The 22479-nt window shown below is 54.8% G+C and carries 23 protein-coding genes and 1 pseudogene; 8 read left to right on the forward strand and 16 right to left on the reverse strand.

Going from position 1 to position 22479, the window contains the following annotated elements; genetic code table 11:
- Nucleotides 1-116: 116 nt before the first annotated feature.
- Nucleotides 117-812: a dethiobiotin synthase gene (gene bioD / locus ACOT0L_RS09970; RefSeq protein ID WP_015570628.1), complete on the forward strand. Its 696-nt coding sequence runs from the start codon at nucleotides 117-119 to the stop codon at nucleotides 810-812.
- Here the strand turns inward: bioD and clcB are convergent.
- The 7 genes from clcB to ACOT0L_RS10005 all read right to left on the reverse strand — a co-directional run bounded on the left by clcB (nucleotide 747) and on the right by ACOT0L_RS10005 (nucleotide 8026).
- Entirely contained in the window at nucleotides 747-2057 is a 1311-nt protein-coding gene (gene clcB, locus ACOT0L_RS09975) for a voltage-gated ClC-type chloride channel ClcB (protein WP_023299996.1), read from the reverse strand. The two genes, bioD and clcB, sit on opposite strands and share 66 nt — an antisense overlap.
- A gap of 104 nt (nucleotides 2058-2161) precedes the next feature.
- Nucleotides 2162-3310, reverse strand: a complete 1149-nt coding sequence (gene osmV / locus ACOT0L_RS09980) for an osmoprotectant ABC transporter ATP-binding protein OsmV (protein ID WP_126503371.1) — start codon at nucleotides 3308-3310, stop codon at nucleotides 2162-2164.
- Nucleotides 3310-3957: an osmoprotectant ABC transporter permease OsmW gene (osmW, locus tag ACOT0L_RS09985; protein WP_063148135.1), complete on the reverse strand. Its 648-nt coding sequence runs from the start codon at nucleotides 3955-3957 to the stop codon at nucleotides 3310-3312. Before osmW ends, osmV begins: the two co-directional genes overlap by 1 nt.
- Before the next feature lie 8 nt (nucleotides 3958-3965).
- Nucleotides 3966-4865: an osmoprotectant ABC transporter substrate-binding protein OsmX gene (gene osmX / locus ACOT0L_RS09990; protein ID WP_017694085.1), complete on the reverse strand. Its 900-nt coding sequence runs from the start codon at nucleotides 4863-4865 to the stop codon at nucleotides 3966-3968.
- An 18-nt stretch (nucleotides 4866-4883) separates the two neighbouring features.
- Nucleotides 4884-5594, reverse strand: a complete 711-nt coding sequence (gene osmY / locus ACOT0L_RS09995; protein WP_022647971.1) for an osmoprotectant ABC transporter permease OsmY — start codon at nucleotides 5592-5594, stop codon at nucleotides 4884-4886.
- 261 nt (nucleotides 5595-5855) lie between these two features.
- Nucleotides 5856-6599, reverse strand: a complete 744-nt coding sequence (locus ACOT0L_RS10000) for a YoaK family protein (RefSeq protein WP_045621656.1) — start codon at nucleotides 6597-6599, stop codon at nucleotides 5856-5858.
- Nucleotides 6600-6898: 299 nt separating this feature from the next.
- Entirely contained in the window at nucleotides 6899-8026 is a 1128-nt protein-coding gene (locus ACOT0L_RS10005; protein ID WP_126503369.1) for an alpha/beta hydrolase, read from the reverse strand.
- A 114-nt stretch (nucleotides 8027-8140) separates the two neighbouring features.
- Here ACOT0L_RS10005 and ACOT0L_RS10010 point away from each other — a divergent pair, with 114 nt between their 5' ends.
- Both ACOT0L_RS10010 and catA read left to right on the forward strand, forming a co-directional pair.
- On the forward strand, nucleotides 8141-9025 hold the full coding sequence (locus ACOT0L_RS10010; RefSeq protein ID WP_023306110.1) for a LysR family transcriptional regulator: 885 nt from the start codon (nucleotides 8141-8143) through the stop codon (nucleotides 9023-9025).
- 86 nt (nucleotides 9026-9111) lie between these two features.
- Nucleotides 9112-9771 carry a type A chloramphenicol O-acetyltransferase gene (gene catA / locus ACOT0L_RS10015; RefSeq protein ID WP_023300000.1) on the forward strand — a complete coding sequence of 220 codons (660 nt, stop codon included), beginning with the start codon at nucleotides 9112-9114 and terminating at the stop codon, nucleotides 9769-9771.
- A gap of 56 nt (nucleotides 9772-9827) precedes the next feature.
- On the opposite strand, the gene ACOT0L_RS10020 is transcribed toward catA, so the two are convergent.
- From ACOT0L_RS10020 to ACOT0L_RS10050, 7 genes and pseudogenes are all read right to left on the reverse strand, one after another.
- Nucleotides 9828-10139 (reverse strand): YebG family protein, encoded by a 312-nt coding sequence (locus ACOT0L_RS10020; RefSeq protein ID WP_022647976.1) that lies wholly within the window; start codon nucleotides 10137-10139, stop codon nucleotides 9828-9830.
- A gap of 108 nt (nucleotides 10140-10247) precedes the next feature.
- Nucleotides 10248-10862, reverse strand: a complete 615-nt coding sequence (gene dmsD / locus ACOT0L_RS10025; RefSeq protein ID WP_032624331.1) for a Tat proofreading chaperone DmsD — start codon at nucleotides 10860-10862, stop codon at nucleotides 10248-10250.
- Nucleotides 10863-10907: 45 nt separating this feature from the next.
- Nucleotides 10908-11762, reverse strand: coding sequence for a dimethyl sulfoxide reductase anchor subunit family protein (locus ACOT0L_RS10030; protein ID WP_063148132.1), 855 nt, complete (start codon nucleotides 11760-11762; stop codon nucleotides 10908-10910).
- Between the two features lies 1 nt (nucleotide 11763).
- Nucleotides 11764-12381 (reverse strand): DMSO/selenate family reductase complex B subunit, encoded by a 618-nt coding sequence (locus ACOT0L_RS10035; protein ID WP_017384545.1) that lies wholly within the window; start codon nucleotides 12379-12381, stop codon nucleotides 11764-11766.
- A gap of 10 nt (nucleotides 12382-12391) precedes the next feature.
- Nucleotides 12392-14829: pseudogene (gene ynfE / locus ACOT0L_RS10040) on the reverse strand (selenate/tellurate reductase subunit YnfE).
- Between the two features lie 130 nt (nucleotides 14830-14959).
- Nucleotides 14960-15265, reverse strand: a complete 306-nt coding sequence (locus ACOT0L_RS10045; protein ID WP_006808860.1) for a DUF1161 domain-containing protein — start codon at nucleotides 15263-15265, stop codon at nucleotides 14960-14962.
- A gap of 102 nt (nucleotides 15266-15367) precedes the next feature.
- Nucleotides 15368-16222 carry a benzoate transporter gene (locus ACOT0L_RS10050; protein ID WP_126503707.1) on the reverse strand — a complete coding sequence of 285 codons (855 nt, stop codon included), beginning with the start codon at nucleotides 16220-16222 and terminating at the stop codon, nucleotides 15368-15370.
- A 192-nt stretch (nucleotides 16223-16414) separates the two neighbouring features.
- On the opposite strand from ACOT0L_RS10050, the gene ACOT0L_RS10055 reads away from it, so the two are divergent.
- A complete protein-coding gene (locus ACOT0L_RS10055; protein ID WP_032622202.1) occupies nucleotides 16415-17125 on the forward strand; it encodes a YnfC family lipoprotein in 711 nt (236 codons plus the stop codon).
- A gap of 17 nt (nucleotides 17126-17142) precedes the next feature.
- Here the strand turns inward: ACOT0L_RS10055 and speG are convergent, their stop codons facing one another.
- Together speG and ACOT0L_RS10065 are read right to left on the reverse strand one after the other, a co-directional pair.
- Nucleotides 17143-17703, reverse strand: a complete 561-nt coding sequence (gene speG, locus ACOT0L_RS10060) for a spermidine N1-acetyltransferase (RefSeq protein ID WP_023300006.1) — start codon at nucleotides 17701-17703, stop codon at nucleotides 17143-17145.
- Nucleotides 17703-18041, reverse strand: a complete 339-nt coding sequence (locus tag ACOT0L_RS10065; RefSeq protein WP_022647984.1) for a DUF1283 family protein — start codon at nucleotides 18039-18041, stop codon at nucleotides 17703-17705. Before ACOT0L_RS10065 ends, speG begins: the two co-directional genes overlap by 1 nt.
- A gap of 150 nt (nucleotides 18042-18191) precedes the next feature.
- Between ACOT0L_RS10065 and ACOT0L_RS10070 the strand changes: the two genes are divergently transcribed.
- The 4 genes from ACOT0L_RS10070 to ACOT0L_RS10085 all read left to right on the forward strand — a co-directional run bounded on the left by ACOT0L_RS10070 (nucleotide 18192) and on the right by ACOT0L_RS10085 (nucleotide 22331).
- Nucleotides 18192-18518: a YnfA family protein gene (locus tag ACOT0L_RS10070; protein WP_023300008.1), complete on the forward strand. Its 327-nt coding sequence runs from the start codon at nucleotides 18192-18194 to the stop codon at nucleotides 18516-18518.
- Nucleotides 18519-18629: 111 nt separating this feature from the next.
- Nucleotides 18630-19844: a D-mannonate dehydratase ManD gene (gene manD, locus ACOT0L_RS10075; RefSeq protein WP_368995243.1), complete on the forward strand. Its 1215-nt coding sequence runs from the start codon at nucleotides 18630-18632 to the stop codon at nucleotides 19842-19844.
- Nucleotides 19845-19858: 14 nt separating this feature from the next.
- Complete coding sequence (locus ACOT0L_RS10080; RefSeq protein ID WP_126503712.1) at nucleotides 19859-20878, forward strand: Zn-dependent oxidoreductase; 1020 nt, start codon at nucleotides 19859-19861, stop codon at nucleotides 20876-20878.
- Between the two features lie 73 nt (nucleotides 20879-20951).
- Nucleotides 20952-22331 carry an MFS transporter gene (locus ACOT0L_RS10085; protein ID WP_126503714.1) on the forward strand — a complete coding sequence of 460 codons (1380 nt, stop codon included), beginning with the start codon at nucleotides 20952-20954 and terminating at the stop codon, nucleotides 22329-22331.
- Nucleotides 22332-22479 lie beyond the last annotated feature (148 nt).

Below are 22479 nucleotides of genomic sequence, written 5' to 3' on the forward strand. Positions count from 1 at the left end.
GTACGAAAAATTGCGCTATCTCAAGCCGGGTAGCGCACGCTTCCCGTAGACTTTCCCCACTGAATTATTTACCTGGTTTATATTTTTTGAAGCATACCCAAGAGGTGGAATGAGTCATGCTTAAGCGTTTCTTTATTACTGGTACGGATACGTCTGTCGGGAAGACCGTCGTATCCCGCGCGTTACTTCAGGCCCTGGCGGCAAGCGGTAAACGCGTTGCAGGATACAAGCCGGTAGCAAAAGGCAGTAAAGAGACGCCAGAAGGGCTGCGCAATAAGGACGCCCTGGTTCTGCAAAGCGTCTCGTCTCTGGAACTGCCTTATGATGCCGTCAATCCCATCGCGTTAAGCGAAGAGGAAAGCAGCGTCGCTCACAGTGGGCTTATCAACTACAGTCTGCTTTCTGATGGCCTGGCAAATCTGAGTGAAAAGGTTGATCACGTTGTCGTTGAAGGGACCGGTGGCTGGCGCAGCCTGATGAACGATTTACGTCCCCTTTCCGAGTGGGTGGTGCAGGAGCAGCTGCCGGTGATTATGGTCGTGGGCATTCAGGAAGGGTGTATCAACCATGCCTTGCTGACGGCGCAGGCTATCGCTAATGACGGCCTGCCACTGATTGGTTGGGTGGCGAACCGTATTAACCCGGGCCTTGCGCACTACGCAGAAATCATCGACGTGCTGAGCAAAAAGCTACCTGGCCCGTTGGTAGGCGAACTGCCTTATCTGCCCCGCGCCGAGCAGCGCGAATTAGCGCACTATATCGATCTCTCGGCTTTCGGCGGTATGCTGGCCGTAGATCGAGTCGTGGCGTAGCGTTCTCGACAATACCGACGCCACAACACAGGCAACCAGCAAACCGGGAAGTAAAAAATACTGCCCGGTCATCTCACATACCATCAAGGCCGACATGATTGGCGCATGCGTTGTGGCAGCGAGCAGCGTCGCCATTCCTGCCAGCCCAAGCAGGATCGCCGTCTCAGAGCCAGGAAACCACAGCGCAAAGATCTGCGCAAACAGCATTCCCGTTGCCATACCAACGAACAAGGTTGGCGTAAACACGCCTCCCGGTGCGCCGGACCCGCTGCTTGCCAGCACCGCCAGGAGCTTGCAGATAAAGACGCCGGCAATTACCGACAGCAGCGGCGGCGACTGCAAAAACGCCTGAACCACGCTGTAGCCATTCCCCCATACCTTCGGCGTCAGCAGCGACAGCAGCCCGACGATCAGCCCCCCCAGCGCCAGCTGCCACGGCGGTGAAAGTTTGAGACGCAGAAACAGAGAATGACTGAAAGCCATTAGCCACATCAAAAGCGGGCCGCACAGCCCAGCCAGCAGACCCACGCCAACGATCAGGAAATAATCCACCGCCGTAAGCATCTCGCTGAGATGGACATCATAAAGTGTATTCGCGCCGGGACTTAACAGGCGCGTGGTTAGCAGGGCCACCACAGCGGCAATCACCACCGGGCCGAGGGAGGCCAGCATAAGTGTGCCAAACAGGATCTCTGCGATAAACAGGCTGCCCGCCAGCGGCGCATGATAGGCGCTGGCCATCCCGGCGGCGGCACCGCAGGCGATCCACAGTTTCCATTCGGATTTCGGCGTACAACGTTGTGCAAAAAAGGAGGCAGCGAGGGCGGCAAGCAGGATCATGGCGCCTTCCCGGCCGATGGCGCTGCCGCTGGCGACCACCAGCAACGAGGCGAGGGATTTCACCAGGCTGGCGCCGTAATCAAACTGGCCATCACCCGTTTCCAGCGCCTCCATATAATCGGTCGGGGCGTGGGGACGTTGTGCCGTCATGCGCTGCCATCCCCACAGTAGCACTCCCGCGGCCAGACCACCCAGCGCAGGCGTGAGCGCCCGCCGCCAGGGCGATAACGCGGCAGCGGCGTTCACCAGGCTTCCGCTTTCGTTGCTGAGAAACAACCACTCCAGCAGATACATGCTGTGGCGGAACACCGCAACGGCCAGCGCTGCCAGCACGCCGGTGACGGTAGCAATCAGGAGACGGCGAAACATCGCGCGGATGTCGGGGTATGCGTGAAGACGTTGCATGAAGTCGTGATTAACGGGGACGATACGATATTGTGGCGGGAAAACGTGGGGTTAGCAAAAGGTATGCGTGCGGAAAAAGGCCGGGCAGTACCCGGCCTGAATGCTTAACTCTCGCTATGAATATTCAATGCCCGGCGCGTACGCCCGGAACTCAAATACTCCGCAATATAATCCTGGGATATCTCGCCGTTATAGCGTCCGTCCTCGTCCACAATCGGCATCCAGCTGGTGTTGCTCTCATACAGGCGAGAAAGCACCACGCGCAGGTTATCCTCGGCCTTACCTGTCATGCGGAACGGATGCAGAATATCACCGCAGCTGCCGCTGGCATTACGCGCTTCGCGGCGCTTCACAAAGCCCAGCGGTTTGCCGAGATCATCAACCACGGTAATGGCGCGAATATCGTTGTCATCCATGGTGGCGAAGGCCTCTGGCAGCGGCGTCGATTCGCGTACCGTAATCGTCGGCTGCTGGTCGGTGACGTCGCCCGCGGATACCAGCAGCAGGCGTTTCAACGTCCGGTCCTGACCAACAAACGAGCCGACAAACTCATTGGCGGGTTTCGCCAGCAGCTCGTCCGGGCTGGCGCACTGAACAATACGCCCCTGACGGAAGACGGCAATACGGTCGCCCAGCTTCAGCGCTTCGTCAATATCGTGGCTCACCAGCATCACGGTCTTTTTCAGCTTGCGCTGCATCTCCAGGAACTGGTTCTGGATCACCTCACGGTTAATCGGGTCAACCGCGCCGAATGGTTCATCCATCAGCAGGACCGGAGGATCCGCTGCCAGCGCGCGGATGACGCCGATACGCTGCTGCTGACCGCCGGACATTTCGCGCGGATAGCGGTGAAGGAATTTATGTGGATCCATTGCCACCATATCCATCAGCTCCTCGGCACGGGAGTTACAGCGCGCTTTGTCCCAGCCCAGCATGCGCGGCACGACGGTAATGTTCTCTTCGATAGTCATGTTCGGGAACAGGCCAATCTGCTGGATCACGTAGCCAATGTTGCGGCGCAGGGTCACGGTGTCCATCCCGCTGGTGTCTTCGCCGTTAATCAGGATCGTCCCGCTGCTTGGCGTAATGAGACGGTTAATCATCTTCAGGGTAGTGGTTTTCCCGCAGCCGGACGGGCCGAGCAGCACGCACATTTCCCCTTCAGGCACGTTCAGGTTGACGTTGTCGACGGCCTTAAACGTCTGGCCGTGCTTCTGTGAAAATTGTTTGGTGAGGTTTTCCAGTTTTATCATTATCGAATCCCCTTCGGAGTCAGTACCACCTGCAAACGGTGCAGCAACCAGTCGAGCACAATCGCTAAAAGACAAATCATCAGCGCGCCCGCAATTAACATACGAATATCACTCCCGCCAATACCGTTAAGCAGCAGCAGGCCCAGACCGCCCGCGCCAATCACGGCAGCAATCGCCATGACGCCGATGTTCATCACCACGGCGGTTCGGATGCCGCCAAAAATGACCGGCAGCGCCATTGGGATTTCCACCCAGCGCAGACGCTGCCAGAAGGTCATGCCGATGCCGCGTCCCGCTTCGCGCAGGCCGGGTGGCAGGCTGTCGAGCGCCGTGTGGGTGTTGCGCACAATCGGCAGCAGTGAATAGAGGAACACCGCCGTAATCGCGGGCAGGGCGCCAATGCCCTGACCGATCAGCGAAAAGAGCGGGATCATCAGGCCGAAAAGCGCAATTGACGGGATGGTGAGCACAATGGTGGCAATCCCCAGCACCGGCGTTGCCAGCCATTTATGGCGGACAATTAAAATACCCAGCGGCACGCCAATAACAATCGCCATGCCCACGGCGAGTGCCACCAGCCAGAGGTGTTGCAGCGTCAGGGTTAAGAGATAGTCCCAATTGTCGAGAATATAGTGAATCGTCTCCATAGCGCCTCCTACAGCAACTGTTTGCTACGCAGGAAATCACGGGCGACCTGCTGCGGTGACTGATGGTCGATATCCACCTTTTTATTCAGTTCGGTGATAACGTCGTTGTTGAGCTGGGCTGAGAGGGTGTTCAGCGCCTCCTCCAGCCCCGGGTTAGCCTCCAGCGTGTCTTTTCGAACAACTGGCGTCACGGCGTAACTCGGGAAGAAGCCTTTATCGTCTTCCAGCACTTTAAGATCGAAGCCCTTCACGCGCCCGTCGGTGGTGTAGATCAGCCCGGCATCGACAAACCCGTCGCGCACCGCGTTATAGACCAGCCCCGGATCCATCTGGCGGATCTGCGGGCGGTCCAGCTCCATGTTGTAGGCCGCCTGCAACGGTTTCATCCCGTCGCTACGCCCGGCAAATTCCAGGTCAAGGCCCAGCAGCCAGTTGTTATCTGGATCGGTTTTACGGATCTGCTCAATCTTTGCCACCATCTCAGACATGGTATTGATATGTTCAGCCTCGGCGCGCTTGCGCTGCATGGCAAAGGCATAGGTATTGTTCATATCGGCAGGTTTAAGCCACACCAGACCGTGCTTTGCGTCGAGGCGTTTCACCGTCTCGTATGACTCCTGCGGCGACATGCGTTTGTTGATATGGTTGAAGATGATCAGCGACGTGCCGGTGTACTCCCAGGTCATATCAATCTGCTTGTTAATCATCGCGTTACGGGAAATCACCGTCGCAATATTAGTCTGCGGCTGCACCTGAAATCCTTTCTTTTGCAGATACTGTACGGTCATGGCCGAGAGAATGTGCTGCTCGGTAAAGCTCTTTGTTGCCAGGATCAGCGGCGCGGCGAGCGCCTGGCTGGTGAAGAGCGCGGCGGCGCACAGCGCCGTCAGGCCGGAAAACAGTCTCATAGAAGCTCCTTGTTATAATTATCGCGCGAGATGCGGGCTCAGTAGTCGACCCAGTGCCGCCAGCAGCGTATCCAGAATCAGGGCGAACAGGGCGGTGGCCGCCGCGCCCAGGATCAGCGTCGGGAAGTCATTCAGATAGATCCCCGGGAAAATCAGCTCGCCGTAGCTGCTGGCGCCAATCAGGAATGCCAGCGGTGCGGTACCGACGTTAATCGCAGTGGCAATGCGAATACCGGAAAGCATCACCGGCCAGGCGTTAGGAATTTCGACCTGATGCAGGCGCTGCCATTTGGTCATGCCGATGCCGTTTGCCGCTTCCAGCAACGACGCGGGAACAGAGCACAGCCCGGCATAGGTGTTACGCACAATTGGCAGCAAAGAAGCGAGAAAGAGGGCGATTATGGCCGGTTTATCACCGATGCCAATCACCACCATCGCCAGCGCCAGAACGGCCAGCGGCGGCAGGGTGTTGCCCACGTTAAAGATTTGCATCACGTATTCGGCGATACCCCGTGCCGCCGGACGGCTCAGCAGAATACCGCTTGGAATGCCCACCAGCAGGGCAAAGAACATTGATGAAAAGACCAGAATCAGGTGCTGTTGACCGAGGTAGAGCAGGTCAACCTGGCGCGCCTTAATCGTCTCCAGTCCAATTCCCCAGGTGAGGAGAGCGAGGACCACGATAATCGCGCCGACAAAAAGCAGCGAACGTTTAAGTAATGGGTGCATTGCGGTGTGTCTCCCTGTGCGCATGCGTTATAGCAACCACCTGTTGCGGTTGCCTGTTGTTATGCCATGTTTCGGCAGGGGTACTTCACCTATAGCAAGCGAAACGGAAGGGTTCCAGCAAAGGGGGTAAAACAGTAACCCTATGAAATTAGTGACAACCTGAGTTAAGCCTTATGGCGTAAGGGCTGTCAGTGGGAAGGCAGAATAGTCTTAAAGAAGCACGCCTCAAGTGACAACGTCACTTGAGGCGTGCTGATCACCCTATCGACTAAGCGCGGCGCGTACCTTTCGAACGCGCCACGAGATACGAACGATTGAAAAGGCGGCGATAAACACCAGCATCAGGCCCAGTGCCAGCATCGCGTGGAATCCAAACTCTCTGAAGAGGATCAGCCCCGCAATCCCGCCGGTAATAAACGAGAAAAGGGTGGTTAAATGGGTTTTGAGCTGGCTCTTTTGCGCGGCCGTGTCTTTGGAATAATCCCGGCGCAGCATGGCGACCATAACGGAGGCCAGCGAAATGCCGGCATCGGTCAGCGTGCCGGTAATGTGCGTGGATCTCACCCGACCGCCGGAAAGCTGAGTTGAGGTGGAGTTATGAATTCCCATCAAACCGCACAGGAAAAGAATAATCTCCTGATTCGTGGCGAAGGAGTGAAAATACATTTCATAAAGGGATACCCCCGCAAGTAATAGCCCTTCAACAAATAAAACCTGGCTGAATATCAGCCTGACGTTATGGATAATTCCCCAGATAACAATAATCCGCGCAACAATGGCGCCAGTGACAAACGACAGAATAATGGCACCAAAAAAAAGAATATCACTGAGATCGGTGGAGGAAACTTCGCTGGATAACTGCGATGTATTACCCGTCATATGAGAGGGGAAAAAGCCGAACGCGCCCAGCGCAATGGCATTCAGCAGTCCCGCGGAGGTCGCCAGCCAGAGTGCAAGACGACGATCCTCCTGATGCGTTCGTTCTTTCTTTAATTTAATCAGCAAAGAATACCTCCAGTTTGAGCTTTGCCTGACTTCTCAAGCTAACAAAGCGATGTCGCCGACTGACCAGGATATTGCTTAATTATTATTTCAACGGGAGGTATTCGAGGTTTTGTAATTAAATAAAATAACCCTGTTAATATAATGCCTTATTGCTGATGCCACGAGCAGACTGACGGGCAAAAATACCGTCCCAGTGTGCATGCTCGCTGTAGCGGGATGGGATTTGATTCAGTGTAGACATAGGTGTCATTCACGACGATGAGAAGAGATGCCCCCGTGATTTCCGGGGGCTTAGAGTGTTATTTCAGACTGGTTTTGAAGAACTGCTCAAACTGCGCGAACGGGATTTTTCCTGCGACGTTATCGTAGAGATCAACATGGTTTGCACCGGGAACAATCACCAGCTCTTTCTCTTTGCTGCCGACGGCCTTGAACGCATCCTCCGCAAAATAACGAGAGTGTGCGTTTTCACCGGTCACAATCAGCGTTGGGATAGTGATCTCCCCGGCATAGCTCAGCAGCGGCATATTCATAAAGGATAACGGCATGGTCGCAGTCCACGCGCCGGTGGAGTTTACGGAACGGGCATGGAAACCGCGCGGCATACGGTAGTAATCATAGAACTCTTTCAGTACCGGATGCGGATCGGTGGGCAGTGCTTCCGGCAGAATGCGCTCGGCCGCCGTCACCTTGCCATTCTCATCGACATTAATATCGTGGCCGCCATGGGCGAAAGTGCCGCTTTCAGCATCTTTCCAGCGCTGCGCGTTCAGATACTGCAACACGGCCCGACGATCGGCCGCTGAATAGCGATCTTTCCCGTTGCCCACGCCGTGACCCATCGCGCGGCTCATATCGTACATTACGCTGGTGGCGACCGCCTTCACGCGGGTATCCATGGATGCCGCGTTCAGCGCCATACCGCCCCAGCCGCAGATACCAAGAATGCCGATACGGTTACGGTCGACCTCTTTCTGTAACCCCAGGAAATCCACAGCGGCGCTAAAGTCTTCGGTGTTGATGTCAGGCGAGGCAACGTTACGCGGCTGGCCGCCACTTTCCCCCGTGTAGGATGGGTCGAAGGCCAGGGCCACGAACCCCTGCTCAGCCAGAGTCTGGGCGTACAGACCGCTGGATTGTTCTTTAACCGCGCCGAACGGCCCACTGACAGCTATCGCCGCCAGTTTCTGGTCGCCGTTGTTCCTGGGAATGTACAGATCGCCCACCAGGGTGATCCCGTACCGGTTCTGGAACGTCACTTTGCGGTGGTTGACTTTATTGCTCTCGGCGAAGGTTTTATCCCAAGTTGTCACCATCGAAACGGGGGCGTTGGGATTTAGCGTTTCTGCATAACTCATTGTTGTCACTCCATATAATGATGCGCATAACAGCAGCGCAACGGACAGTTTTTGGGTGAATGTTTTCATAAGAGGTACCGTGTGTTGTTGTAATGAGGCCATTATAGTTAGCAGAAATAATGCTGATTAGAGGCCGAAAGCTGCTAGGATTAATATCATTTTGTTATGAATTGACGAGGCATGATGGCGAAGCGGGAAAACTATAATGAGCTGTATCTCTTTATCCAGGTGGTGCGGGAGGGAAGCTTCACGGCAGCCGCACAGCGGCTCGGGCTGGCGCAATCCGGGATCAGCCGATCGGTTCGCGAGCTGGAAGAGCGGCTGGGCGTTCAGCTTCTGGTGCGCACTACGCGCAAGCTGTCGCTGACACACGCCGGGGAACAGCTTTACCAGACCGCCGGCTCCGCCTTTGATGCGCTTGATACCGGGTTGACCAGACTGGCGCATTACCGTCAGACGCCGTCCGGCACGGTGCGCATTAATGCCAGCCAGCACGCCATCGAGAAATGTCTGCTGCCAAAGCTCGCTATCTTCAAACAGCGTTACCCGGATATCCGTCTGGAATTGATGAATGAGAGCCGGTTCGTGGATATCATTGCCGAGCGATTCGACGCGGGCGTCCGGCTGGGGCCGGAGGTGGGACAAGGAATGATTGCGGTGCGCATCACGCCCGATATGGAGATGGCTGTGGTTGCCGCCCCGGCGCATTTTCGGCGCTATGGTTTCCCGCAGACGCCCGCCGATCTGGATGCTCATCCCTGCATTGCCTACCAGTTTGCAGACGGTAACCACTATCAATGGGAGCTTGTTCAGGACGGGAAACGAGTTACGCACCGGCCTGAGGGGCAATGGGCCTTTTCCGACAGCTACATGGAGGCCGAAGCGGCCCGGCTGGAACTCGGGCTGGCCTATGTCCCGGTTGAGCTGGTGGCTGACGATCTGGAGCGTGGCACGCTTATACGCGTCTTACAGCGCTACAGCCTGCGGATGGACGGGCTTTACCTCTATTATCCGCACCGCAACGTGTCCCCGGCGCTGAGAGCGGTTATTGATACGTTGAAAATTTAAGGCAGCCTCTGCTCGACGGTCTATACAGCTCCTGGGTTTGTGGTACGCTACTATTTTATATAGCGCTGCTTAATTAAGGCAAAGAAATGACAAAAATAACGCCAGAATATACGGCTGTAGACTTATCGAGTTGGGCAAGGAAAGAACATTTTGAAGTCTTTCAGAGCTTTGCTCAATGCACGATTAACCAAACGGTTCAGCTGGATATCACTGCGCTGCTGAAACATATCAAACAGGTTGGCTGGAAATTTTATCCTTCGATTATTTCCCTTATTTCGACAGTCGTTAACCGCCATTCTGAGTTCCGTATGGCTATGAAGGATAATGAGCTTGTAATATGGAATGAGGTGCATCCCAGCTATACCCTTTTCCATAAAGAGACGGAGACGTTTTCATCATTATGGAGTCACTTCGACGGGAATATTCATCACTTTCAGAACGTTTATGCAGAAGACGTTTCTCGCTATGGTGATAATCTTGCCTACTGGCCCAAAGAAGAGTACCGGGAAAATATATTCTTCATATCGGATATTCCGTGGGTCAGTTTTACCAGTTTTAATATCAACGTGGCTAACATGCAGAACTTTTTTGCGCCCATGTTCACGTTTGGAAAATACTTTAACCAGGATGGAAAAGTCTTGTTGCCTTTCGCCGTTCAGGTTCATCATTCTGTCTGTGATGGTTTCCATGTGGCCAGACTAATCAACGAGTTGCAAGAGTTGTGTGATAATTTACCGCACTATTAAGCCGCGAGCCGTTTCCGGCCCGCGGCAGCAGGACAGGTGATGAGTCGTTCTGACGATCAGGCGGCTTTGACGGCCCGGATTTTTTTGCTGCTATCCGCCTCTGGCGCTGTTTTATCCGTTGCAGCATTGAGCTCGGGAAGCTTGCTGGTACGCAGGATATGCTGCACGGACTCTTTCTGCTCGGCAAGATACAGACCAAGGTTTTCCGCCTGCGTTTCATCCATCTGCATTCCGCTTTGCAGCAGCCAGTCGGTGAACGCTTCTGCCATGTCGAGCAGTTTGTCGTGAGCGTCAGCCTCTTTCTTACTGGCAAAAGTCATTTTCTCTTCACCTTTTCTTACGACCACGAATTTTGTTTCAACAGCCATTTTGCACCTCCAACACTGTAATTATATACAGTATAGCAGTTCCGGATCTGCGTTGCAGCAAAAATGTCCGAACCTGGCTTACACAACGGATGTACAAGCCAGGAGCTGCTATCGGTACAGCGTTTTTTCTGCAATCGGGATCAGCAAAGTGGACTGCCATTCTGCCAGCGTCAGCTGGGCAAGTTTACCCAGCGCCGTATAGAACGGATGGGCCGCGTTTTCAACGAATACGCTAAGGAAACGCGTGCTCCACGGCAGCAGATGCCAGGCCATAAGCTGGTCGCGTTCTGTGTCGCGACCGTTCTCGGCAAGCCATGCCGCCAGCATCAGCAACGTTCCGAAGTGATCTTCTGGCTCATTCTGCTGCATCTCAAAGGCGATATGGTTTTCACGCATCCACTGGCGCAATGCAAGGGTCGAATCGCCAAACAGCACGGACTCGCGATCGAGCCAGACGGAGCCCCACGGGGGGGCGGGCAGGGCATACGGGCCAATAAACAGACGCTGCCAGGCGTCTTTCAACGCTTCGTCCGACGGGTTCTTAAACATACTGGCCACGGGCTGCAGGCTTTCCTGCGCCAGCGGCCAGTCCTGCACCCAGTCACCTGCGGTCAGGGCACTCACCAGCGGTGCGGTCTGCTCGCTGTCAGGGGCAAAATAAAACAGCGCGCCCAGTACCCGGGCGCTGAACGCGAACGATTCGCGGTGTGAGACGTCATTCATTACAACTTTCCTTACTTGTGCGCGGGGGTTGCCCGCGCACCTGTGTTAACCTGCAATTGCTAACCCTGCGGTCATATGCAAACCATAAAATAGCCCACGGCCAATCAGTTCACCCACCGCCACCAGCACGAAACCTGCAAACAGGCCGAGCGTTTTCGGTTCCTGGCGACGAATAAGCGGACAGATCCAGCAGCCTAAACCCGCCGCCAGCAGCGCGATGCGCCATACCTGAAGCGAACCATAATCCGGCAGCAGGGCGTTAGCCTGCTGGATAGAACTCTGGATCGTCCCCAGCGTATTGCTTTGCAACACGACGACCGCCACGCAGGCGATGAGTGCCAGTACGCTGACAGACGCGGCAAGGGTACCTTTGTATGTCACGTTTGCGACCCGCAGAAGCAGCGCGGCCAGCATCGGGCCAGTAAGAGCCATCGTCAGGAAGAAGGCCAACGTGGTGTAGCCCGTATACCAGGTCGGAACGGTATCGATCTGATAGACCCGGGTCATCGCCCAGACAAAAACGACACCCAGGAGCTGGCTGACAACCAGCCAGATTTTGCCCAGAGCTGGGGGCATTTTACCGATAACCGACACCAGCCACCAGAAACCGCCCACGGCAAAGAAGATCGAACCCGCCGCGATCTCATTACTCAGCGCTGACGCTCCCACGCGGTTAAGCGAGTTGAAGGCGCGCAGCGGGGAGCCAAGATGCAGTACCGAGGCCATAAACCCAATACCCATTACCAGCCAGAGAAAAAACAGGCTGCGCACGATGCGTATTCTGGCCTTGTCATCACGTTCATTCAGCCAGGCGAAGCCCATCACGATTAATGCGCCAGCCACGCACTGCCCGAAAACGGTGAAGATCACCAGCGGCCATTCATGCCATCCACTTCCCATCTCACACCTCCTTCGGGTTTGCCAGGTAGCCGGTGGTGTCACCCGTCGGACGGCTGTTGGCGTTAGGTTTAATCACAATACTCGGCTTCGTGAAGTGCGCAGACGGCAGCGGCGCGACCGCAGCAAGCTGGCCGTGTTTTTTGCGCAGCTCTTCAATCGGGCCAAAGTCCAGCGCGCGCAGCGGGCAGGACTCGACGCAGATGGGCTTTTTGCCGTCCGCCACGCGGCTGTGGCAGCCGTCGCACTTGGTCATGTGGCCTTTAGCCGCGTTATACTGCGGCGCGCCGTACGGGCAGGCCATGTGGCAGTAGCGACAGCCGATGCAGACATCCTCGTCCACCACCACAAAACCATCGTCGCGCTTGTGCATTGCCCCGCTCGGGCAGACCTTAGTGCAGGCCGGATCTTCGCAGTGGTTGCAGGCAATCGACAGGTAATAGGCGAAGACGTTCTGATGCCAGACGCCGTTATCCTCCTGCCAGTCGCCGCCCGCGTATTCATAAATACGACGGAAGCTGACGTCTGGGGTCAGGTCTTTGTAATCCTTGCAGGCCAGCTCGCAGGTTTTACACCCGGTGCAGCGGCTGGAATCAATAAAAAATCCATACTGGGTTGTCATCGGTTAATCCTTATGCCTTCTCGATCTGCACCAGGTTCGTGTGCTGCGGATTGCCTTTCGCCAGCGGTGACGGGCGGTGTGTGGTCAGGGTATTGATGCAGGAGCCGTGATCGACACGATCGCCGTTCATGTTGGCGTCATGCCAGGCGCCCTGGCCCATCGCGCTCACACCAGGCATGATGCGCGGGGTGACTTTGGCGGCAATGCGCACTTCGCCGCGATCGTTAAACACGCGCACCGTGTCACCGTTTTTAATGCCGCGCTTCTCGGCGTCTACAGGGTTAAGCCACACCTCCTGGCGACAGGCGGCCTGGAGCACATCACGTTGCCGTAGCTGGAGTGGGTACGGGCTTTAAAGTGGAAACCGAACAGTTGCAACGGGAATTTGCTGCGCTCGGGCGCGTCCCAGCCTTCAAAGGTTGAGGTATAGACCGGTAGCGGGGTGATGGTTTCGTCTTTTTGCAGTTCCCAGGTTGCTGCAATATTCGCCAGCTTGCTGGAGTAGATCTCGATTTTCCCCGACGGTGTTTTCAGCGGATTGGCATCCGGATCGTCACGGAATTTTTTATAGGCCACAAAATGTCCATTTGGATCTTTGCGCTTATAAATACCCATTTTTTTCAGCGCGTCGTAGGACGGCAGCAGCGGATCTTTGGCAACCATTTTGGCGTAAAGATAGCGCAGCCACTGCTCCTGCGTACGGCCTTCGGTGAATTTCTGATAGACATCCGGTCCGAGACGTTTCGCCACTTCGCTCATGATCCAGTAGATGGGCTTGCGCTCGAACTTCGGGGCGGTTACCGGCTGGAGGAAAATCAGGTATCCCATGTTGCCGGCGTAATCGTTGGGGATGATATCTTCCTGCTCAACGGTCATCAGGTCCGGCAGGACAATATCGGCATACTTCGCGGACGAGGTCATGAAGTTGTCGATAACGACGATCGTTTCGCACTTACTCTCATCCTGCAAAATGTCGTGAGTTTTGTTGATATCAGAGTGCTGGTTGATGATGGTATTACCCGCATAGTTCCAGATGAACTTGATCGGCACATCCAGCTTATCCTTGCCGCGTACGCCGTCGCGCAGGGCGGTCATCTCCGGTCCACGCACGATGGCATCCGTCCAGCTGAAGCAGGAGATTTGCGTTTTCACAGGATTTTCCGGCAGCGGCATACGTTCGATGGTGATGGTGTAGGTCGATTCGCGCGCGCCGCTGTTGCCGCCGTTAATGCCGACGTTGCCAGTCAGGATCGGCAGCATGGCGATGGCGCGGGATGTTTGCTCGCCGTTGGCCTGACGCTGCGGGCCCCAACCCTGGCAAATGTAGGCCGGTTTTGCCGAACCGATTTCACGGGCCAGCTTAATAATGCGATCGGCAGGAATGCCTGTAATGCGCGACGCCCACTCCGGGGTTTTCGCGGTTTTGTCATCACCCTGGCCGAGAATATAGGCTTTGTAATGACCATTAGCAGGTGCGCCTTCCGGCAGGGTTTTTTCGTCATAACCTACGCAGTATTTATCGAGGAAGGGCTGATCGACGAGGTTTTCATTAATCAGCACCCACGCAATACCTGCCACCAGTGCGGCATCGGTGCCCGGACGAATCGGGATCCACTCGTCTTCGCGGCCTGCGGCGGTGTCGGTGTAGCGCGGATCGATAACGATCATCCGTGCGTTAGACCGTTCACGTGCCTGTTCAAGGTAGTAAGTGATCCCGCCGCCGCTCATGCGCGTTTCTGCCGGATTATTGCCGAACATCACCACCAGTTTGGTGTTTTCGATATCTGATGTACTGTTGCCGTCGTTGCTGCCGTAGGTGTAGGGCATTGCGCAGGCGATCTGCGCGGTGCTGTAGGTGCCGTAGTGGCTGAGGAAGCCGCCGTAGCAGTTCATCAGGCGTGCCACCAGCGAGGCGTAAGGGGAGGAGCGGGTGATATTGCCGCCGACAATTCCGGAGGAGTAGTTAATGTAGACCGCTTCGTTGCCGTATTTTTCGACCACGCTTTTCAGGCTCGCGGCGATGGTGTCCAGCGCTTCTTCCCAGGTGATACGTTCAAACTTGCCTTCTCCGCGTTTGCCCACGCGTTTCATCGGATAGTTCAGACGGTCTGGATGATTAATGCGACGGCGAATTGAACGGCCTCGCAGGCAGGCGCGAACCTGATGGTTGCCGTAAACATCCTCGCCGGTATTATCCGTTTCAACCCAATAGACTTCGTCATCGCGAACGTGCAGACGCAGCGCGCAGCGGCTACCGCAGTTTACCGAGCAGGCGCCCCAGACGACTTTATCTTCCGCTGGCTGAATAGCGGTCTGCACTGCGGCGGCGGCGCTTTTCAGACCAAAAGGCAATGCGATCCCACCGGCGGCAAGCGCCAGAGATCCTATGGCAGTAGATTTAACCAGAGTTCGACGGCTTATCCCGTCGTGATGTTCAACTTCGGACATAACTCACCCCATCATTGTTAATAATTATTTTCACCCGTGACTACAACCGGGCTAATGATAGGGGGAGTGTTACTTATTTAGAGGTATTAAATATTAATCCTCGTCAACTCAGGGGAATTGAGTGGGAAAATCATTGCGGCTCAGCGGGTGCATTCTCCTGCGTACCTGCACCGCTTACCGGGTAGTTTCCGCTACTGGTACGAGTGTACAAAATTTTGAAAGTATCGTTGGCGCAATGCCCAACGACCTGCGCATCCGGCTGGTCGGCCTGATCGTTCGGCACGATGTTCAGGGTAAAGCCAGACTCCGGTACGCCGTTGTTGATAATCTTCTGCTGAATGTCGCTTTTCACGCGCTCGCAGGAGTCCGGGGCCGCAAGAATAGCAGGTGAAGCACTCATTAACAGCAGGGCGGTAATCCAGGGTAACCGTTTCATCTGTAGCTCCTTTTCACTGTGTAGACTGTAAGCATAGCAGGGTTAGGGTAAGCTTTTGTTTTTGTGTCTCTCTTTCTGAATTGTCCTGGAGCCCCACCTGCGTCATAAAATAAATTGCGAATAATGGTGCTGATTGTCTACCAGATAAGAAGGCAGGGTGCGTTTTGATACCTCTTGCCTGACCAGTTTTCGGTCTCGTCCCCAGATATCTTCGGCGTTGGTGATAACCTTCATAATATGTTCCGGGTTATTAAATTCCGGCAGATCGTATTCGGTATGAGAAATGGTAGACATTTTTTCGGAAATTCTTTCTGGGGTCATTACCCAGGAGAAATGCCAGCCGCCATCTTTCACAACCTTATTATTGATTTTTAGCCAGTTCCATTTAAACCATGACCAGTTTTTATCTTTGCGTGCACGCTTCCAGTTTCTGAAAGATTCAGGCTCACCGTGGAAGAAATGCTTAAGGTTGTAATAGGACGTCGCGCGGGGCAAGGTACATTTTCTCGGCGTACCATCCATGTTGTGAACCTGAAGATTAAACTGATAGTTGAACACGTTTTGATGAATAGTCGTGCAGAGCGCGCGTGGATTAATGGCCCTGACCGTCTCGGGAGAGAAAATTTCATCAACGTCTGACACCAGAATCAGATCGTCGTCTGCCGCGTTTTTTAACCCATTCATAATGGAGTTGCGAAGCGCTGCTTCATTTGCCCAGGCATCAACCTGGTTATTGTCAGCACTGTTTAAAATAGGCTGCGCGTCAAAAGGCACGTAAATAATTTTGTCTCTGAATTTGGCAAACTTCGTAATATCGAAATGTAATTCTCGCGGTATGCCCGTAAAAGAGTGTGTTGCTTCTACAATGACAAAACGGTCAACGACATCAGCGAGCGTATGTAATCTGATGTCGAGCAACATATCTTCGTCATAGTACAAAAAACAGTCGTAAATCATGATGTTAACCCGAAAATTTAAGAATCTAATTTTATAATAATGTGGAATTCTCCGCGCCCAAAGTAGCCACTTTGGCAGGTCTCGTCAATGCAAATGACGGATTTATACAGCGTAAAGAGTCAAATGAAGTGCTGTTATGTAAGTTGCTGTATTTGCTAATATGATTGTATCTCTCTCTGAACGGTAAATGATGTGAATAAATACGCAGCGATAACGCTACTGGCAACGGTACTGGTGGGATGTGACAACAACACCGCGCCGCTGTCATTTACGCCGGAGATGGCGAGCTTTTCGAACGAGTTTGACTTTGACCCTCTGCGCGGGCCGGTGAAAGATTTTACCCAGACGCTGTTGAACGATAAGGGTGAAGTCTCTAAACGCGTGACCGGAACGATGTCGTCGGAGGGGTGTTTCGATACCCTTGAACTGCACGATCTGGAGGCTAACACGGGCGTTGCGCTGGTGCTGGATGCTAACTACTACGTCGATGCGGAAACCCAGCAGCAGAAGGTGAAGTTGCAGGGAAAATGTCAGCTGGCGGAACTGCCGTCTGCCGGCCTGACGTGGGACACCGACGATAACGGGTTTGTGGTTGCCGCGCACAGCAAAGAGATGGAAGTGAAGTACCAGTATGATACCGACGGCTACCCGCTGGGTAAAACCACGGTCTCCGGCGACCAGCGTTTATCGGTCAAATCGATGCCGTCGAAAGATCTGCGTAAGCGCATGGATTATACGGCGGTAAGCCTGTTGAACGATAAACCGATGGGCAATGTTAAGCAGAGTTGCGATTACGATCGCCACAACAACCCGGTGAGCTGCGAGCTGGTTATCGTCGATGACAGCGTTAAACCTGCCATTGAGCGCAAGTACACCATCAAAAACAGCATTGAATATTATTAAGAATAAAACCGCGCAGGTTACTGCGCGGTGGGTTTAAGCAGGTTGGCGGAGGAGGATTTATGCCCGGCCAGATGCTGATGCTGGAAAATGCACATGCGGATGGTGTTACGGTATTCGCCATTAATAAAGAACTCATGGATCAGTTCACCTTCCACCATAAAGCCGAGCTTACGGTAGATATGAATCGCTTTTTCGTTCTCTTTGTCGACGATAAGGTAAAGCTTGTAGAGATTCAGGACGTTAAACCCATAATCCATCGCCAGCTTTGCCGCCCGCGACGCAAGACCTTTCCCCTGGTGCTCCGGTGAAATAATGATCTGAAATTCCGCCCGACGGTGAACATGGTTGATCTCAACCAGCTCAACCAGCCCGGCTTTCTCACCTTCGCACTCCACCACAAACCGGCGTTCACTCTGATCGTGGATATGCTTATCGTAGAGATCGGACAGCTCGACGAAGGCCTCGTAAGGCTCTTCAAACCAGTAGCGCATTACGCTGGCATTGTTGTCGAGCTGGTGGACAAAGCGTAAATCTTCGCGCTCCAGCGGACGGAGCTTTACGTCACACGGCATCGACATTACGGTGCTACCGTGCGGCCAGTGCGACGATCCAGACAGCGCAGGGTGTTAGGCTCCCAGTAAGCGTTGACGTTGGCACTTTGCTGGCATTTGTCGCGGGCATCAAACGCGACGTCTTCTTTATCCCACTCTTTTTCCACGCGCTTATTCACTTTCTGACGCAGGCTGCGGGTGTCATTCCATTGTTCTTTGTCCATGGCGGCGTTCTGACGGCTTTGCGCGCTGTCACCAGACTCAATGATGAGTTTGCTGGTTTCGGCTGATGCCGTTGCGGTGAAGGCGAACGAGGACAGCGCCAGTGCGGCTGTCAGACAAAGGCGTTTGCTTAATGTAGTCATAGCGTTTCCTTTAAACGGGTGCAGACAATCGGATTACCCCGTTGGATTCTACACCAATCCGAAAGGGTGTCATACCCGCGCGGCAGGTATGGGAACGATGAGAGCATTATCGCGTATGATGTCTAAATCAATCCTCACGAAACGAGAAAAATGTTCAAAACGACGCTGCTTTTTTTCGCGACCGCGCTGTGTGAAATCATCGGATGCTTTTTGCCGTGGCTCTGGCTAAAGCGGGGCGCTTCCGCGCTGCTGCTGATCCCGGCGGGTGTGTCCCTGGTTCTTTTCGTCTGGCTGCTCACCCTGCATCCGGCCGCCAGCGGGCGGGTTTATGCGGCCTACGGAGGGGTGTACGTCTGTACTGCGCTGCTGTGGCTGCGCTTTGTCGATGGCATCAGGCTAAGCCTGTATGACTGGGCAGGCGCGCTGGTTGCCCTGTGCGGCATGTTGATCATCGTGGCCGGCTGGGGACGCGCATAGTCGTCCTCATAGTGTGATCGCCCGCTGATTTTTCGATCGTTATACTTGTATGGTAGTAGTGTAGTTGCGTAAATTTCCTGCATCACAACGAGCGATGTAAGGAAATGGATTATGAAGATTGTCGGGGCTGAAGTATTTGTCACCTGCCCGGGGCGTAACTTTGTCACCCTTAAAATCACCACCGATGAGGGCATTGTCGGCCTGGGTGATGCCACGCTTAACGGACGTGAACTTTCCGTTGCCTCCTACCTGAAAGATCACCTGTGCCCTCAGCTGATTGGCCGCGATGCGCACCGCATCGAAGATATCTGGCAATTCTTCTATAAAGGCGCGTACTGGCGTCGTGGCCCGGTCACCATGTCAGCGATTTCTGCCGTGGATATGGCGCTGTGGGACATCAAAGCGAAAGCCGCGAACATGCCGCTCTATCAACTTCTTGGCGGAGCCTCCCGGGAAGGGGTGATGGTTTATTGTCATACCACCGGGCACACCATTGACGACGTACTGGACGATTATGCCCGTCATAAAGAGATGGGCTTCAAGGCTATTCGCGTGCAGTGCGGCGTGCCGGGGATGAAAACCACCTATGGTATGTCTAAAGGAAAAGGGCTGGCGTATGAGCCTGCAACCAAGGGCGACTGGCCGGACGAGCAGCTTTGGTCCACCGAGAAATACCTCGACTTCACGCCGAAACTGTTCGACGCAGTGCGCAGTCAGTTCGGCTTCAACGAACATCTCCTTCACGACATGCACCACCGTCTGACGCCCATCGAAGCGGCGCGATTCGGCAAAAGCATTGAAGAGTACCGCCTGTTCTGGATGGAAGACCCGACTCCCGCTGAAAACCAGGAGTGTTTCCGCCTGATCCGCCAGCACACCGTCACGCCCATTGCGGTGGGGGAAGTGTTCAACAGCATCTGGGACTGCAAGCAGCTGATTGAAGAGCAGCTCATTGACTATATCCGCGCCACCATAACCCATGCGGGCGGCATTACCGGGATGCGTCGCATTGCTGACTTTGCCTCACTCTACCAGGTGCGTACCGGCTCACACGGCCCGTCGGATCTGTCGCCGATTTGCCACGCCGCGGCGCTGCATTTTGACCTTTGGGTACCGAACTTTGGCGTGCAGGAGTATATGGGGTATTCAGAGCAGATGCTGGAAGTGTTCCCGCACAGCTGGCGCTTCGATAACGGCTATATGCACCCGGGCGACAAGCCAGGGCTGGGCATTGAGTTTGATGAGAAGCTGGCAGCGAAATACCCGTACGAACCGGCCTGTCTGCCGGTGGCCCGTCTGGAAGACGGCACCCTCTGGAACTGGTAAACGAGGAGCGAATAATGAAAAGCGTAGTGATCCAACAGCCGAATGCGCTGGTGATTGAGGAGCGTCCTCTCCCGTTGCCGGGCGCAGGCGACGTCCGCGTCAGAATTAAACTCGCCGGTATCTGCGGTTCAGACAGCCATATCTATCGCGGGCATAACCCGTTTGCGAAATACCCGCGGGTAATCGGTCACGAGTTCTTTGGCGAAATAGACGCGGTTGGCGAAGGCGTGGAGAGCACCCGACTGGGCCAGCGCGTGTCTGTGGATCCGGTGATCAACTGCGGACACTGCTACCCGTGTTCCGTCGGAAAACCGAACGTTTGTACCTCGCTGGTGGTGCTGGGAGTCCGCCGTGACGGCGGCTTCAGCGAATACGCCGTCGTGCCAGCGAAAAATGCCTGGCACATTCCGGATGCGATCCCTGACAAACACGCGGTGATGGTTGAGCCTTTCACCATTGCCGCCAACGTGACGGGGCAGGCGAAACCCACCGAACAGGACGTGGCGCTGATCTACGGCGCAGGCCCGATGGGGCTGGTCACCGTGCAGGCGCTAAAGGGCGTTTACAAGGTGAAGCAGGTCATCGTGGTGGATCGCATTGATGAGCGGCTGGGGATGGCGCAACGCAGCGGCGCAGACTGGGTCTTCAACAACAGCGAGCACTCGTTACAGGCCGCGCTGGATGAAAAAGGCATCAAGCCGACGTTAATCATCGATGCTGCCTGTCATCCGTCCATTTTGCAGGAAGCGATTACGCTGGCGTCTCCGGCGGCGCGCATCGTGCTGATGGGCTTCTCCAGCGACCCGAGTCAGATCGTGCAGCAGGGGATCACCGGCAAAGAGCTGTCGATCTTCTCTTCGCGCCTGAATGCCAACAAATTCCCGGTGGTCATTGACTGGCTGGAAAAAGGGCTGATCGACCCTGAAAAACTGGTCACCCATACATTTGACTATCACCACGTTACAGACGCCATCGAACTGTTTGAAAAAGACCAGCGGCAGTGCTGCAAAGTCTTGCTCACGTTCGACCAATAATAATTCACGCGGTTAAGAGCCTGCGAAGACAGGCTCTCAGTGGTACGCATCTTACCTTGCAGAGATAGCCATTATGACTCAAGCACAACCTCAAAGAAGTACGTCAGACCTGGTGAAAGCCGCCGTATCCGGCTGGCTGGGCACCGCCCTGGAGTTTATGGATTTTCAGCTTTACTCCCTTGGCGCCGCGCTGGTATTCCATGAAATTTTCTTCCCTGAACAATCCGCGGCCATGGCGCTGATCCTGGCGATGGGGACCTATGGGGCAGGCTACATCGCGCGTATCGTCGGGGCATTTATCTTCGGCAGAATGGGCGACAGAATTGGCCGCAAAAAGGTGCTGTTTATCACCATCACCATGATGGGGATCTGCACCACCTTAATCGGCGTCCTGCCAACCTACGCGCAGATCGGGATTTTCGCACCGGTGCTGCTGGTGACGCTGCGTATTATTCAGGGGCTGGGCGCGGGGGCAGAAATCTCAGGCGCAGGTACCATGCTGGCGGAGTACGCGCCGAAGGGTAAACGCGGCATCATCTCCTCGCTGGTGGCCATGGGAACCAACTGCGGGACGCTGAGCGCCACGGCGATCTGGGCCGTGATGTTCTTTGCCCTCGATCGTGAAGAACTTATTGCCTGGGGCTGGCGCGTGCCGTTCCTCGCCAGCGTGGTGGTGATGATCTTCGCCATCTGGCTGCGTATGAACCTTAAAGAGAGCCCGGTGTTTGAGAAGGTTAACGACGCTGAAACCATTGCGCCGGTTGCTGCGCAGGATACCTCATTAGGCGCGATGTTTAAGAGCAAATCGTTCTGGCTGGCGACGGGGCTGCGCTTTGGTCAGGCCGGCAACTCAGGTTTGATTCAGACTTTCCTTGCCGGATATCTGGTGCAGACGCTGTTGTTTGATAAGGCGATCCCAACCGATGCGCTGATGATCAGTTCGATTCTCGGCTTCCTCTCCATCCCGCTGCTGGGCTGGCTGTCCGATAAAGTGGGGCGCCGTCTGCCGTATATCCTCCTTAACATTTCAGCCATTATTCTGGCTTACCCGATGCTGTCGATTATCGTCGATAAGAGTTACGCGCCGGGCGTGATTATGCTCTCTATCATCGTTATTCATAACTTTGCGGTGCTCGGGCTGTTCGCGCTGGAAAACATCACCATGGCAGAGATGTTTGGTTCGCGGAACCGCTTTACCCGCATGGCCATTTCGAAAGAGGCGGGCGGGCTGGTAGCCGTAGGCTTTGGTCCGGTGCTGGCGGGGATCTTCTGCAACATGACCGGGTCCTGGTGGCCAATTGTGGCGATGCTGGTGGCGTACTCGCTGATTGGGCTGGTCTCCGCTTTGCTGATGCCGGAAGTGCGCGACCGCGATCTGAGTGAAGCCGAAGATGCAGCCGAAGCGCCGCGTAAAGAAGCGGTAGCCTACGGCGCGCTCTCTTCACGGCGTTAATGGTTTATATCTTGCGCTACCTGTCACACAACTTTTCACTGATGTCACACCACATGGCGAAAAGTTAATGTAAATCAAGATCTGAAAACGACGTATCAGTATGGTTAATGGCAGCGTTTTTGACTCCGACTGCCATTCTAGTTGGTGT

Source organism: Enterobacter cloacae complex sp. XAL002 (assembly GCF_049236805.1).
Lineage (GTDB): Bacteria > Pseudomonadota > Gammaproteobacteria > Enterobacterales > Enterobacteriaceae > Enterobacter > Enterobacter intestinihominis.

Excerpts from the sequence above, each read along its gene's own strand:
- ACOT0L_RS10035 (WP_017384545.1), bottom strand. The coding sequence starts at position 12,381 with ATGACAACCCAGTATGGATTTTTTATTGATTCCAGCCGCTGCACCGGG.
- ACOT0L_RS10085 (WP_126503714.1), top strand. The coding sequence starts at position 20,952 with ATGACTCAAGCACAACCTCAAAGAAGTACGTCAGACCTGGTGAAAGCC.
- osmV (WP_126503371.1), bottom strand. The coding sequence starts at position 3,310 with ATGATAAAACTGGAAAACCTCACCAAACAATTTTCACAGAAGCACGGC.
- osmX (WP_017694085.1), bottom strand. The coding sequence starts at position 4,865 with ATGAGACTGTTTTCCGGCCTGACGGCGCTGTGCGCCGCCGCGCTCTTC.
- clcB (WP_023299996.1), bottom strand. The coding sequence starts at position 2,057 with ATGCAACGTCTTCACGCATACCCCGACATCCGCGCGATGTTTCGCCGT.
- osmW (WP_063148135.1), bottom strand. The coding sequence starts at position 3,957 with ATGGAGACGATTCACTATATTCTCGACAATTGGGACTATCTCTTAACC.
- ACOT0L_RS10010 (WP_023306110.1), top strand. The coding sequence starts at position 8,141 with ATGGCGAAGCGGGAAAACTATAATGAGCTGTATCTCTTTATCCAGGTG.
- dmsD (WP_032624331.1), bottom strand. The coding sequence starts at position 10,862 with ATGAATGACGTCTCACACCGCGAATCGTTCGCGTTCAGCGCCCGGGTA.
- ACOT0L_RS10045 (WP_006808860.1), bottom strand. The coding sequence starts at position 15,265 with ATGAAACGGTTACCCTGGATTACCGCCCTGCTGTTAATGAGTGCTTCA.
- ACOT0L_RS10070 (WP_023300008.1), top strand. The coding sequence starts at position 18,192 with ATGTTCAAAACGACGCTGCTTTTTTTCGCGACCGCGCTGTGTGAAATC.
- ACOT0L_RS10080 (WP_126503712.1), top strand. The coding sequence starts at position 19,859 with ATGAAAAGCGTAGTGATCCAACAGCCGAATGCGCTGGTGATTGAGGAG.
- ACOT0L_RS10065 (WP_022647984.1), bottom strand. The coding sequence starts at position 18,041 with ATGACTACATTAAGCAAACGCCTTTGTCTGACAGCCGCACTGGCGCTG.
- catA (WP_023300000.1), top strand. The coding sequence starts at position 9,112 with ATGACAAAAATAACGCCAGAATATACGGCTGTAGACTTATCGAGTTGG.
- osmY (WP_022647971.1), bottom strand. The coding sequence starts at position 5,594 with ATGCACCCATTACTTAAACGTTCGCTGCTTTTTGTCGGCGCGATTATC.
- ACOT0L_RS10050 (WP_126503707.1), bottom strand. The coding sequence starts at position 16,222 with ATGATTTACGACTGTTTTTTGTACTATGACGAAGATATGTTGCTCGAC.
- speG (WP_023300006.1), bottom strand. The coding sequence starts at position 17,703 with ATGTCGATGCCGTGTGACGTAAAGCTCCGTCCGCTGGAGCGCGAAGAT.
- manD (WP_368995243.1), top strand. The coding sequence starts at position 18,630 with ATGAAGATTGTCGGGGCTGAAGTATTTGTCACCTGCCCGGGGCGTAAC.
- ACOT0L_RS10020 (WP_022647976.1), bottom strand. The coding sequence starts at position 10,139 with ATGGCTGTTGAAACAAAATTCGTGGTCGTAAGAAAAGGTGAAGAGAAA.
- ACOT0L_RS10030 (WP_063148132.1), bottom strand. The coding sequence starts at position 11,762 with ATGGGAAGTGGATGGCATGAATGGCCGCTGGTGATCTTCACCGTTTTC.
- bioD (WP_015570628.1), top strand. The coding sequence starts at position 117 with ATGCTTAAGCGTTTCTTTATTACTGGTACGGATACGTCTGTCGGGAAG.
- ACOT0L_RS10005 (WP_126503369.1), bottom strand. The coding sequence starts at position 8,026 with ATGAAAACATTCACCCAAAAACTGTCCGTTGCGCTGCTGTTATGCGCA.